9 protein-coding genes and 1 pseudogene are annotated in these 13,069 nt (G+C 69.7%); 4 read left to right on the forward strand and 6 right to left on the reverse strand.

Annotated elements, in window-relative coordinates; genetic code table 11:
* Positions 1 to 8: 8 nt before the first annotated feature.
* On the forward strand, positions 9 to 2,276 hold the full coding sequence (gene katG / locus ACH3VR_RS19400) for a catalase/peroxidase HPI (RefSeq protein ID WP_397557974.1): 2,268 nt from the start codon (positions 9 to 11) through the stop codon (positions 2,274 to 2,276).
* Between the two features lie 82 nt (positions 2,277 to 2,358).
* Here the strand turns inward: katG and ACH3VR_RS19405 are convergent.
* The 4 genes and pseudogenes from ACH3VR_RS19405 to ACH3VR_RS19420 all read right to left on the reverse strand — a co-directional run bounded on the left by ACH3VR_RS19405 (position 2,359) and on the right by ACH3VR_RS19420 (position 6,887).
* Positions 2,359 to 3,762, reverse strand: a pseudogene (locus ACH3VR_RS19405) (MFS transporter).
* Complete coding sequence (gene dapA / locus ACH3VR_RS19410) at positions 3,762 to 4,655, reverse strand: 4-hydroxy-tetrahydrodipicolinate synthase (RefSeq protein ID WP_397557975.1); 894 nt, start codon at positions 4,653 to 4,655, stop codon at positions 3,762 to 3,764. Before dapA ends, ACH3VR_RS19405 begins: the two are co-directional and overlap by 1 nt.
* On the reverse strand, positions 4,652 to 6,091 hold the full coding sequence (locus tag ACH3VR_RS19415; RefSeq protein ID WP_397557976.1) for a protoporphyrinogen/coproporphyrinogen oxidase: 1,440 nt from the start codon (positions 6,089 to 6,091) through the stop codon (positions 4,652 to 4,654). The genes dapA and ACH3VR_RS19415 overlap by 4 nt, the downstream gene beginning before the upstream one ends.
* A gap of 127 nt (positions 6,092 to 6,218) precedes the next feature.
* Complete coding sequence (locus ACH3VR_RS19420; RefSeq protein WP_397557977.1) at positions 6,219 to 6,887, reverse strand: GntR family transcriptional regulator; 669 nt, start codon at positions 6,885 to 6,887, stop codon at positions 6,219 to 6,221.
* A 177-nt stretch (positions 6,888 to 7,064) separates the two neighbouring features.
* On the opposite strand from ACH3VR_RS19420, the gene ACH3VR_RS19425 reads away from it, so the two are divergent.
* The 3 genes from ACH3VR_RS19425 to ACH3VR_RS19435 all read left to right on the forward strand — a co-directional run bounded on the left by ACH3VR_RS19425 (position 7,065) and on the right by ACH3VR_RS19435 (position 10,847).
* Entirely contained in the window at positions 7,065 to 8,570 is a 1,506-nt protein-coding gene (locus ACH3VR_RS19425; protein WP_397557978.1) for an aldehyde dehydrogenase family protein, read from the forward strand.
* Positions 8,571 to 8,579: 9 nt separating this feature from the next.
* A complete protein-coding gene (gene purU / locus ACH3VR_RS19430) occupies positions 8,580 to 9,473 on the forward strand; it encodes a formyltetrahydrofolate deformylase (RefSeq protein WP_397557979.1) in 894 nt (297 codons plus the stop codon).
* 573 nt (positions 9,474 to 10,046) lie between these two features.
* Entirely contained in the window at positions 10,047 to 10,847 is an 801-nt protein-coding gene (locus tag ACH3VR_RS19435) for a GIY-YIG nuclease family protein (RefSeq protein WP_397557980.1), read from the forward strand.
* A gap of 90 nt (positions 10,848 to 10,937) precedes the next feature.
* Here ACH3VR_RS19435 and ACH3VR_RS19440 read toward each other — a convergent pair whose 3' ends face one another.
* Together ACH3VR_RS19440 and ACH3VR_RS19445 are read right to left on the reverse strand one after the other, a co-directional pair.
* On the reverse strand, positions 10,938 to 11,693 hold the full coding sequence (locus tag ACH3VR_RS19440; protein ID WP_397557981.1) for a methylenetetrahydrofolate reductase: 756 nt from the start codon (positions 11,691 to 11,693) through the stop codon (positions 10,938 to 10,940).
* Entirely contained in the window at positions 11,687 to 13,069 is a 1,383-nt protein-coding gene (locus ACH3VR_RS19445; protein ID WP_397557982.1) for an L-serine ammonia-lyase, read from the reverse strand. The genes ACH3VR_RS19440 and ACH3VR_RS19445 overlap by 7 nt, the downstream gene beginning before the upstream one ends.

Below are 13,069 nucleotides of genomic sequence, written 5' to 3' on the forward strand. Positions count from 1 at the left end.
GAATCACCATGACCTCTCACGACGACCTCGCCACCGGAATCGGCGGTGAGACGGAAGTCGACCAGTCCGTCACCGTGACGGACGAGCCGCAGGCGCCGGGCGGATGCCCCGTGGTGCACACGTCGCAGCCGCACCCCACGGCCGGCTCGGCGAACCGCGTGTGGTGGCCGAACCAGCTCAACCTCAAGGTGCTCGCGAAGAACCCCGCCGTCGCCAACCCGCTCGGCGAGGAGTTCGACTACAAGGCCGCGTTCGAGAGCCTCGACCTCGCCGCCGTCAAGAAGGACATCGAAGTGGTCCTCACGACGTCGCAGGACTGGTGGCCCGCCGACTTCGGCCACTACGGCCCGCTCGTCATCCGCATGGCGTGGCACTCCGCCGGCACGTACCGCGTGACCGACGGCCGCGGCGGCGGCGGCGCGGGGCAGCAGCGCTTCGCGCCGCTCAACTCGTGGCCCGACAACGTCAACCTCGACAAGGCCCGCCGCCTGCTGTGGCCCGTCAAGAAGAAGTACGGCCAGTCGATCTCGTGGGCCGACCTCATGATCCTCGCCGGCAACGTCGCGCTCGAGTCGATGGGCTTCCAGACCTTCGGCTTCGGCGGCGGCCGCCCCGACGTGTGGGAGCCGGACGACGACGTGTACTGGGGCCCCGAGACCACGTGGCTCGGCGACGAGCGCTACTCGGGCGACCGCGACCTCGAGAAGCCGCTCGCGGCGGTGCAGATGGGCCTCATCTACGTCAACCCCGAGGGCCCCAACGGCCAGCCCGACCCGCTGCTCGCGGCCCGCGACATCCGCGAGACGTTCTCGCGCATGGCGATGGACGACGAGGAGACCGTCGCTCTCATCGCGGGCGGCCACACCTTCGGCAAGACGCACGGCGCGGCATCCGATTCGAACGTCGGCGACAACCCCGAGGCGGCCTCGCTCGAGCAGCAGGGCCTCGGCTGGTCCAACGCGCACGGCACGGGCAAGGGCGACGACACGATCACGTCGGGCCTCGAGGTGACGTGGACCTACCACCCGACGCGCTGGGACAACGAGTTCTTCCACATCCTCTTCGCGTACGAGTGGGAGCTCTTCCAGAGCCCGGCCGGCGCGAACCAGTGGCGCCCGAAGAACAACGGCGGCGCCGACATGGTGCCCCTCGCGCACTCCGACGGCCGCCGCGAGCCGCGCATGCTCACGACCGACCTCGCGCTGCGCTTCGACCCGGCTTACGGCCCGATCTCGAAGAAGTTCTCGGAGGACCCGGATGCCTTCGCCGACGCCTTCGCACGCGCCTGGTTCAAGCTGACCCACCGTGACATGGGCCCCATCGCCCGCTACCTCGGATCCGAGGTGCCGGCCGAGGAGCTCATCTGGCAGGACCCGGTGCCCGCCGTCGACCACGAGCTCATCGACGCGGCCGACGCCGCCGAGCTCAAGGCGCGCATCCTCGCGTCGGGCCTCACGGTCGCCGAGCTCGTCGGGGCGACGTGGGCCGCGGCATCCTCGTTCCGCGGCAGCGACAAGCGCGGCGGCGTCAACGGCGCCCGCATCCGCCTCGCGCCGCAGAAGGACTTCGAGGTCAACAACCCCGCGCAGCTCGCCAAGGTGCTCGAGGTGCTCGAGGGCGTCAAGGCCGCCTTCGACGCCGACCGCACGGACGGCAAGAAGGTGTCGCTCGCCGACCTCATCGTGCTTGCGGGCAACGCGGCGGTCGAGAAGGCCGCGCAGGATGCCGGCGTCGAGGTCGAGGTGACGTTCCACCCGGGCCGCACCGACGCCTCGCAGGAGCAGACCGACGTCGAGTCGTTCCACTACCTCGAGCCCGTCGCCGACGGCTTCCGCAACCACTACGGCCCGCTCGCCGAGCTCCCCGCCGAGTACCTCCTCGTCGACCGTGCGAACCTCCTGACGCTCAGCGCGCCGGAGCTCACGGTGCTCGTCGGAGGCCTCCGCGTCCTCGGCGCCAACTGGGACGGTTCGCAGTACGGCGTGTTCACCGAGCGCCCGGGCGTGCTCACGAACGACTTCTTCGTGAACCTGCTCGACCTCGGCACGACGTGGAAGCCGCTCGACCCGGGTGCGCACGCGTTCCTCGGCACGAAGGACGGCTCGGGCGAGAAGGTCGGGATCGGCACGCGCGCCGACCTCGTGTTCGGCTCGAACTCCGAGCTGCGCGCCGTCGCCGAGGTCTACGCCTCGGACGACGCCCACGAGAAGTTCGTCCACGACTTCGTCAAGGCGTGGGGCAAGGTCACGGAGCTCGACCGCTTCGACCTCGTCTGACCGAGAGTCGACGCGAAAGGCGCTCGGCCGGAGTCATCCGGGCGAGCGCCTTTCTCGTTGGTGAGGGTCGACGCCTGAGGATTCAGTGCGCGAACCCGGCGGCCGTCTCGGCCAGGCTCTTGCCCTTCGTCTCCGGAGCAAGCCACTGCGACAGCGCGGCTCCGACGAACGCGACCCCCGCGGCGATGATGAGCGTCGTGCTCTCCCCGAGGTTCGTCATCGACCACGGCAGGGCGAAGACGGCGAGCGCCGCGCCGATCCGGCTGACCGCGGCGGCGAAGCCGGTCCCGATCCCCCGGAGCTCGCTGGGGAAGAGCTCCGCCGGATAGATGCTCGTGAGCGTGTTGTATCCCGCGTTGAAGAACGAGAACGCGAAGAACAGGAAGATCACCACATACACCGGCGCTCCCGTCCACACACCGATGACGAGCAGCATGGACGCGCACAGCCACTGCGTGGGGACGGTGAGGATGCGGCGGCCGAGCTTGTCCACGAGCAGCACCGTGACAGTCACACCCGCCGCGGCGAGCGCCGACATCCCCACCCCGCCCGAGTTGATCCCGTAGGGGGCGAGCACCTCGTCGGCGAAGGTGGCGAGCGCGAAGTAGGGCGATACCGCGCAGAACCAGAACCCGGCGGTGAAGAGGGTCACACGCCAGTACTGAGGCGAGAACAGGTCCCTGAACGTCTTGCGAGCGGGACCCTGCCCATTCGCTCGGCGGGCCTGCTCCTCCTTGATCATCCGGAGGTCGATCTCGGTGGTGATGCTCTCGTGCAGCTCGCTCGATCCGACGTACCGGCGTGCGACGGAGAGTGCGTCATCGCGCCGACCCTTGCTGATCAGCCAGCTCGGCGATTCCGGCAGACCCAGTCGTGCCAGGAACAGGGCGAGGGCGATCACCGTGCTGCTGCCGAGGATGAGCCGCCACGATGCACCGGCATCGCGCATGGCGGTGCCGACGATGAAGGCGGCCATGAAGCCGACGTATCAGGCGATCACGGTCACGCCGAGCAGGCGTCCGCGCTGCTTCGGCGGCGAGAACTCGGACGTGAGCGGCCAGCCGATCGCGTACTCGCCGCCGATGGCGATGCCCATCAGCACGCGGATGAAGAACAGCTGCGCGGCCGCAGAGATCGCTCCGTCCACGATGAAGAACTGCAGAGCCGAGGCGACGACGAACAGCGCCATGTCGATGAGGAACATCGGCTTTCGGCCGAACTTGTCGGTCGCCCACCCGGCCAACGGCGAGCCGAGGAAGATGCCGAACAGCGGTCCTGCGGCGATGAGGCCGATCCAGATGTCGTCGACGCTCAGGTCCTCCCGGACCAGGCCGGTCACCGGACCGAGGATGCCGAGGATGTAGCCGTCGAGGAACATACCGCCGATGACCACCGCGATCAGCCGGATCATGAACCGGCGCTTGAACTGAGGCGTCGTCGCCTCAGCGGCGCCGGCGGCTCCGGCGGCCCCGGTCCGGCCGTCCATCAGACGACCTCCGGGACGAGTGCCGAGAGCGACGTGCGGACACGCTCGAGCGCGTCGGCCGACAGCTCGCCGGTGGGCTTGCGCGGAACGCCGACGGGAAGCCCCTGCAGCTCGAGACCGGCCTTGACGGCGGGGATGAACGGCACCGAGAGCAGCGCGTCGATGACGGGGTAGAGCCGCTTCCACTCGTCGAGGGCGGTGTTGAGGTCGCCCTGGCGGATGAGCCGCGCGACCGACACGATCTCGTCGGGGACGACATTGGCCGTGCCGGCCATGACGCCCGCGGCGCCCTCGACGAGGGCGCTGTAGAGGTAGGCATCCCAGCCGATGAACGTGCCGATGACGTCGCTGTGGTGGTGGATGAGCTGGAGGGCCTGCTCCCAGTTGGCGCTGGAGTCCTTGATGTACCGGATGTTGTCGACCGACGTCGCGAGCGAGCGCACCGTGTCGGGGTCGAGGTTGATGCCGGTGACGGCCGGGATGTTGTAGAGCATGACCGGGATGTCGACCGACGCCGCGACATCCGTGATGTACGCCACGGTCTCGTCGATCGAGAGGGGCTCGTAGTAGGGCGTGATGAGCATGAGCACATCGGCGCCCGAGCTCTGCGCAGCACGCGAGAGGCGGATCGCCTCGGCGGTCGAGGTCGCACCGGTCTGGGCGATCACGGGCACGCGACCGGCCGCCTGGTCGATGACGGTGTCGATGAGCAGGAGGCGCTCGTCGGACGAGAGCGCGCCGACCTCGCCGGTCGAGCCGGCGGCGACGACGCCGTCGACTCCGGCCTCGATCGAGCGGTCGACGACCCGACGCAGCGTCGGCACGTCGATCGCCTCGTTCTGGTCGAAGGGCGTGGTGAGGGCGGTGAGAACTCCGCGGAGGTCGGTGGTCATGCGACGGTCCTTTCTGGGGTGATGTCGGCAACGCGAGCCGATGCCGGGGCGGGGGTGGATGCGGTGCCGAAGTCGACGGCGGACTGGCGCCCCGTGGCGAGCACGCTGGCCGCCTCCTGCGCCGCCGAGAAGCCCGACGTGATGGAGGTCTCGGTATAGAGGGTGCCGAGGTAGTCGCCGGCGAGGAAGACCCGGCCGCCGCCGCGCGTCAGGATGGGCTGGATCTTGGCGCGGCCCGGTGCGCAGTATGGCGACGCGTTGGCCCAGCGCTCCGTCTTGGCCTCGACGACCGTGCGCGAGAAGCCGGGCGAGTCGAGCACCTTCTCGAGGTCGGCGAGGTGGATGCCCGCGACCTCCTCGTCGCTCTTGTCGAGGAGCGCCTTGCCGAGGGCGGCCGGCGAGAACGTCATGAAGCTGCCACCGGGGCGGCGCACCGATTCGGTGCCGCGCACGATGCTCGCCTGGTTGAGCGCGATGGCGAACGAGCGCTTCGGCGCCGCGATGGCGTAGATGTCGTCCCACGGCTGCGACGTCGTCTCGTTCGTGAGGAACGCGGTGCTCACGTGCGGACCGTACTGGACCTGCGAGAGCGCTCCGCGGAGGTCCTCGGGCAGGTCGACGCCGACGCGGTGCGAGACGTCGGCGGTCGTGGCGAGCACGACGGTGCGCGCCTCGACCTCGCGGTCGACGCCGTCCTGGCGGTAGCGCACGACGACGGAGTCCTTCTTGTGCACGACCTCCTGCACCTGAGCGCCGAGCTGCACCCGGTCGCCGAGCGCCGCCGAGATCGACTCCGTGAGGGTCGAGGGCCCGCCGACGATGCCGCGGCTCAGTCCCTGGCCGAAGCCGAGGACGAGGCTGAAGTAGCCGATCCCGGCACCGGCCGAGATCTGGTCCATGTTGCCGGCCGAGCGCGTGACGGTCGTCTGGAAGAGCGCTGCGGCGTCCTCCGGCAGGTGGCCGATGAAGTCGGCGAACGACTGGTCGTTCATGAAGTCGTAGATGCGCTGCTGACGCATGGCGCCCGACTCCCCCGAACGCTTGCGCACGACGCGCGTGTACTTGGCGACGCCCGCGACGACCTTGAGTCCGGCGGTCACGGTCGCGACCCGCGACGAGACGGACATCGGCAGACGCAGCGGATAGGTCGCGATGTGGCCCTTGCGCAGGAAGGTGCCGTTCATCGACAGCGCCTGCAGCGAGCCGGGCACGGCGACCGCCATGACGCCCACCTCGTTGAGCAGCGCATCGGTCGAAGATCCGGGGCCGGCGAACACATGTCCACCCCAGTTCAGCCAGTACTCGCCGCGCCGCTCCGACTTGATGCGGCCGCCGACGCGGGTGTCGGCTTCGAGGACCAGCGTGTCCCAATGGCGCAGACGCCAGGCGGCCGAGAGGCCTGCGAGCCCTGCTCCGATGACGACGACGTCTTTCATGTGGAACTCCTTCGTTCCAGGTCAGACTAACTTGTGATCACAAATCACACAAGAGGGAACGTAAGAATGCCGCCGACCTTTCGCAGATCGGCGGCGGGAGGAGTGGATGCCGCGGCACGGCCCCCGGCTAGGCGCGGAGCGCGCCTTCGATGCGCATGGTCGCGGCATCCAGGGAAGCGGCGGTGATGTCGCCGGCAGTCTCGGCCTCACCGTCGCGCGCGGCGCGGAGAAGCTGCTCCTGGAAGACGAGGAGACGGGACGGATCACCCGAATCGAGCTCGCGGCGCGCACCGACTGCCTTGTACGTGCGGCAGCGATCCCACAGCGTGCGGATCAGCTCGAGGAGCACGTCGTTGCCCGACCCCGCGTACATGATCGCCAGGAAGGCCTCGTCGTGCGCGAGGTAGTCGATCGCGTCCCCGCCGTCGATCGACTGCCTCATGAGTCCGAGCTCGTCCTCCATGCGTCCAAGCCCCTCGGCATCGAGCCCCGGCACGCCGGCACGCGTCGCCTCGACCTCGAGCAGGCGGCGCACCGCGTAGAGATCGAGCAGCTCCTTGTCGGTGAACTCCTTCACGACCGCTCCGCGATACGGGATGGCCTCCGCGAGGCCGATCTCCTCGAGGCGGCGAATCGCCTCCCGGACGGGCATGACGCTCGTGCCGAGCTCCTCGGCGAGATCGCGGATCCGCAGTCGGAAGCCGGCCGGGAGCTCACCGCTCATGATGGCGGCGCGGATCGCGTCGAAGACCTGATCGCCCACGCGACCACCGGTTTCCAAGCGAGGCAACGGCATTTCGGCATCCTATCCTCGGCGATCCTCCCGGCCGCCACATGTCGCAGGCTTCCGCGAAATCAGGGCTGGCGCTCATCGAGATTGCCTGTATGATCTGTGATCACAAGTTTACCGCTCGATGAGGAGCTGGTCCCAGTGACCTCGGAGCACTCGCCCTATCTGAAGGATCTGACGACCATGACCGACCAGCTGACTGCGGCCGCCATCCTCCGCGGCGGCCCCGCCGACGAATTCGTCGCCCGCGAGGACTTCCCTCCCCTCACGCACTACATCGACGGCGAATTCGTCCCGTCGTACTCCGATGAGGTCTTCACGCTCGTGAACCCCGCGACGGGCGAAAACCTCGTCTCGGTCCCGAACGGCACGGCCGACGACACCGACGCAGCCATCGCCGCGGCGAAGGCCGCACTCCCTGCCTGGCGCCGCACGACCCCGAAGACCCGCGCAGAGCTGCTCCTCAAGATCGCCGATCGCATCGAAGCGTCGTCGGGCCTGTTCAAGCGCCTCGAGGCCCTCAACACCGGCAAGCCACACCCCGTCGCCGATGACGACGTGTCGAGCACGGTGGACGTCTTCCGATTCGCCGCCGGGGCTGCGCGCGCCTTCTCGGAGGTGGGCTCGGCGGAGTACGTCGAGGGCCACACCTCGATTCTCGTCCGCGAGCCGATCGGCGTCGTGGGAGCGGTCGTCCCGTGGAACTACCCGCTGCTCATGGGTGCGTGGAAGATCGCGCCCATCCTCGCGGCGGGCAACACGCTCGTCGTGAAGCCGTCCGAGCAGACGCCTCTGAGCCTGCTCAAGCTCGTCGAAGTCGTCGGCGATCTGATCCCCGCAGGGGTGCTGAACGTCGTGCTCGGCACCGGCCCGGTCGTGGGCGAACGGCTTTCGACGAGCCCTGACGTCGATCTCGTCGCCCTGACCGGCAGCGTCCGCAGCGGGAAGGCCGTTGCGACCGCCGCCGCAGGGTCACTCAAGCGCGTGCACCTCGAGCTCGGCGGAAAGGCGCCCGTCGTCATCCTCCCCGATGCCGACCTCGCGCTCGCGGCCGAGGGCGTGCGCACAGCCGGTTACTGGAACGCCGGACAGGAGTGCGGCGCAGGCACCCGCGTGCTCGTGCACGAATCGGTGGCCGACCGCTTCACCAGCCTGCTCGCCGACCAGGTGCGCACGCTCAAGGTTGGCGAGCCGTGGGCCGGAGACGACGTCGAGATCGGCCCGATGATCTCCGAAGCGCACTTCGGGCGGGTGACGGCTTTCCTCGAGCGGGCGATCGCCGACGGCGCCGTGCCAGTCGTGGGCGGGGCTCCCCTGCCCGGGCCCGGCTTCTTCATCGCGCCCACAGTGCTCGCCGACGTCGCCCCCAGGTCGGAGGCCTCGCAGGAGGAGATCTTCGGGCCCGTCGTGACGATCGAGACCTTCGCCGACACAGCGGAGGCGATCGAGCGCGCGAACGAGGTGCCCTACGGACTCGCCGCCTCGGTGTGGACCCGCGACGCGTCGGATGCCATCGAGCTGCCCAAGCAGCTGGACTTCGGCACGGTGTGGGTCAACGCGCACCTCGTCATCGCGAACGAGGCTCCCTGGGGCGGGTTCAAGGGCTCGGGCTACGGACGCGATCTGTCGGCGTACGCGCTGCAGGACTACTCCCGCACGAAGCACGTGCAGATCAACCACTCGCGCTGAGGGCACGCTGTGACACTCGTCTCCCCCGTCGCCGACACGACCTCGGACAACGCGTCGCGCTTCGTGCTCACCGTGTCGTGTCCGAACCGGCCCGGGATCGTCCGGGCCGTCACGGAGTTCATCGACACGCGCGGATGCTCGATCGACGAGCATCAGCAGTTCGACGACGCCGGCGGCGGGCTGTTCTTCCTGCGCACGAGCTTCGGCGGGACCGAGTCGCGCCGCATCGATGAGCTGCGGCGCGAGTTCGCCGACGAGGTCGCCAACCGCCACGACATGTCGTTCACCCTCGTGGCGGCCGACCGGCGTCCGCGCATCGGCGTGCTCGTGTCGAAGGAAGGCCATTGCCTCAACGACCTCGTCTACCGGTGGCGCGCGGGCGATCTCGGTGGCGAGCTGGCCGTCGTGATCTCGAACCACGACATCCTCCGCCCCATGGGGGAAGCCGCGGGACTGCCCTATCTGCGCATCCCCGTGACGGCCGAGACGAAGGCCGAGGCCGAGCGTGCGCTGCGCGCCGCGATCGACGAGCACGACCTCGACGTCATCGTCCTCGCGCGGTACATGCAGGTGCTGAGCGACGAGTTCTGCCGCGACTTCCGCGGCCGCGTCATCAACATCCACCACTCCTTCCTGCCCGGGTTCAAGGGCGCGCGGCCCTACCACCAGGCGTTCGACCGCGGTGTGAAGTACGTCGGCGCGACGGCGCACTACGTGACGGGCGACCTCGATGAAGGGCCCATCATCGAGCAGGAGGTCATCCGCGTGACCCACGCGTACGACGCCGCCGGGCTCGCGCGCGTGGGACGGGATGCCGAGGCCCTCGCCCTTTCGCGGGCGGTGCGCTGGCACTGCCAGAACCGCGTCGTGCTGAACGGAACGCGCACCGTCGTCTTCTCCTGACGCCCCGCGCGAACGTCGGCCTTCGACGCCTCGACAAGCTCGGCGACCGGGTCGGGGTCGGCCGACCGGGTCGGGGTCGACGCCAGGATCAGCACTCCACAGGATGCGGGTGCAGCCTGAATCCGGTCCCCGAGCCTGTCGAGGGGCCGACCCCAAGCCCCTCGGGAACGTCGGCCCTCGCCGCCTCGACCAGCTCGGCGCCCGGGTCGGGGTCGGCCGACCGGGTCGGGGTCGACGCCAGGATCGGCACTCCACAGGATGCGGGTGCAGCCTGAATCCGGTCCCCGAGCCTGTCGAGGGGCCGACCCCAAGCCCCTCGGGAACGTCGGCCCTCGACGCCTCGACAAGCTCGGCGACCGGGTCGGGGTCGGCCGACCGGGTCGGGGTCGACGCCAGGATCGGCACTCCACAGGATGCGGGTGCAGCCTGAATCCGGTCCCCGAGCCTGTCGAGGGGCCGACCCCAAGCGTCCGAGGAACGCATCCTCTCGTCCACAGGAGCCCGCACCCGCCACCGATCCCCAGGTCCGCCCGTTCCGCCCTTCCGGCGAATGATCACGGGCACGCTGGGCTGATGGCCTTCGTCTACATCGTCGTCTGCAGCGACGGCACCTTCTACACCGGCAGCACCAAGGAGGATCCGGAGATCCGGGTCTGGGAGCACAACCACGACGAACGGCGGGCAGCGAGGTACACGATCAAGCGCCGTCCCGTCCGCCTGATCTACACCGAGGAGTATCCCTCGATCGACCTCGCCTTCGATCGCGAGAAGGAAGTCCAGAATTGGAGCCGTGCGAAGAAGCTGGCCCTGATGGAAGGCCGGTTCGACGACCTCATCGAACTCTCCCGCTCCCGTAGCGGCAAAGCCCCGGTCCCCGAGCCTGTCGAGGGGTCGACCCCAAGCCCCTCGGGAACGTCGACCTCGACGCCTCGACAAGCTCGGCGACCAGGGGTTGGGGCATTCGCCGGGATCGCTCCCGACCGCGGTTCCGGCACCGCGCCGGATTCGGTCCTCGAGCCCGTCGAGGGGTCGACCCCAAGCCCCTCGGGAACGTCGACGTCGACGCCTCGACAAGCTCGGCGACCAGGGGTTGGGGCATTCGCCGGGATCGCTCCCGACCGCGGTTCCGGCACCGCGCCGGATTCGGTCCTCGAGCCCGTCGAGGGGTCGACCCCAAGCCCCTCGGGAACGTCGACGTCGACGCCTCGACAAGCTCGGCGACCAGGGGTTGGGGCATTCGCCGGGATCGCTCCCGACCGCGGTTCCGGCACCGCGCCGGATTCGGTCCCCGAACCTGTCGAGGGATCCAACCAAAGCCCCTCGGGCACATTGGCGTTCGACGCCTCGACAAGCTCGGCGACCGGGTTGGGGTGACCGCCAGGTATCGGTCCGACCGGAACCCGGGGGCAGCGCATTTCGGTCCCCGAGCCTGTCGAGGGGTCGACCCCAAGCCCCTCGCAGACGTCAGCCGCGCGACGCCGGCGGGAGCGCGTTGAAGCTGTAGACGTGGAACCCCTCGGCGGGAACGGCTGCCTCTCCCAGCCCGCGCACGATCTCCGCGCGGAGCCGCGCGGCATCGAACCCGCCGAGCAGCCGTCGATTGGCGCCCTTCCGCGCGAACGACAGCGAGGGCCCGACGCCGATCCTCATCGCGATGGAGAGGAGCTTCGCCAAACCCACTGGGGCCGGCACGCCGATCCAGAGGGGCAGCGGCACATCCGCTGCGAACCGTACGATCTCCCACGCGTCGAAGCACAGCTGCGTCACGGCGAAGTCGGCGAGCGGAGCCTTTGCGGCGAGGATCTCGAGGCCGCGCGCCCGGTCGAACGCGGGATGCCCTTCGGGATAGGCGGCAACGCCGAGCGAGAAGCGGTCCCCCGACCGCTCCCGGATAACGCGGAGCAGCCCGGAGCCGTCGCCGAACTCCGTGGCCGCGGCATCCCCGTCTCCTCCGATCACGAAGAGCGAGTCGACCGGCGAGTCGTCGAAGCGCGCGAGCATGTCGGCCAGGCGCGCAGCAGTGCCGATGCGGCTCGCCGCGACGTGCGGGACCGCGCGCATCCCCGCCTCCGCGAGCTTCAGCGCGGTGCGGACTGTCGCTTCGACGTCGTACCCGGGCAGGGCGGTGACGGTCACCGTCGTCCCCGGGGCGAGGGCATCGACGGCACGGCCGACGATGCCCTCGGTGGGGATGACTTCGACGCGGTCGGGTTTCAGCACTCGACCATCGCGACGTTGAGGGCAAGGCCGCCCTCGGCCGTCTCCTTGTACTTGTGGCTCATGTCGAGGCCCGTGTCGCGCATCGTCTTGATGGCCGTGTCGAGTGACACGAGATGCGTGCCGTCGCCGCGCACCGCCATCCGCGCCGCCGTGATCGCCTTGACGGAGGCGATCGCGTTCCGCTCGATGCACGGGATCTGCACGAGGCCCCCGACGGGGTCGCACGTGAGCCCGAGGTTGTGCTCGATGCCGATCTCCGCCGCGTTCTCGATCTGCTCCGGCGTGCCGCCGAGCACCTCGGCGAGTCCCCCCGCCGCCATCGAGCACGCCGAGCCGACCTCGCCCTGGCAGCCGACCTCGGCTCCCGAGATCGATGCGTTCGTCTTGAAGAGCATGCCGATCGCCGCCGCCGTCAGGAAGAACCGGATGACGCCCTCGTCGTCGGCGCCGGGCACGAAGCGCACGTAGTAGTCGAGCACGGCGGGGATGATGCCCGCCGCGCCGTTCGTCGGTGCGGTGACGACGCGACCCCCGGCCGCGTTCTCCTCGTTGACGGCCAGTGCCGCGAGCGTCACCCACTCCATCGCGTGGAGCGGATCGCCGGTGTGCCCGGCGGCCTCGAGCTGCTCGCGCTGGATCGCGCCGCGGCGGCGCACGTTGAGCCCGCCGGGCAGGATGCCGGTCTCGTGCGTGCCGTTGTGGATGCACTCCTGCATGACGGCCCAGATCTGCAGGATCCCGTCGCGCACCTCCTGCTCGCTGCGCCGGACGAGCTCGTTCTGCAGCACGATGTCGCTGATCCGCAGGCCCGTGCGCCGGGCGATCGAGACGAGCTCGTCCGCTGTCGCGAATGGGTGCGGCACCGCCACGCCGTCGCCGGCCGCCGCGGCCGGACGGCGGGCCTCGTCCTCGTCGAGGATGAAGCCGCCGCCGACCGAGTAGTACTCGCGGCTGTCGAAGTGCGCCCCTGAGTCGTCGAAGACGTCGAAGCGCATGCCGTTCGAGTGGAACGGCAGCCGCTCCTTGAGGTGGAGGATGACGTCGGTCTTCACGTCGAACGGGATCGGATGCGTGCCGCCGAGCTCCAGCATCCCGATCGCCTGCGAGGCCTGGAAGCGCTCTTCCGCGGCCTGCGGATCGACGAGATGAGGCTGCTCGCCCTGCAGCCCCAGGATCACGGCCTTGACGGTGCCGTGCCCGTGGCCCGTGAGGCCGAGCGACCCGAACAGCTGCGTCTCGATCCGCGCGACGCGGTCGAGGCCGCCCGACCCGCGCAGCCGCTCCACGAAGGTGACGGCGGCGCGCATCGGTCCGACGGTGTGGGAGCTCGACGGTCCGATCCCGATCTTGAAGAGGTCGAAGACGCTGAGCTGCAC

Origin of the sequence: Microbacterium alkaliflavum (assembly GCF_044325405.1) — a bacterium.
In the GTDB taxonomy this organism is placed as follows: Bacteria; Actinomycetota; Actinomycetes; order Actinomycetales; family Microbacteriaceae; genus Microbacterium; species Microbacterium alkaliflavum.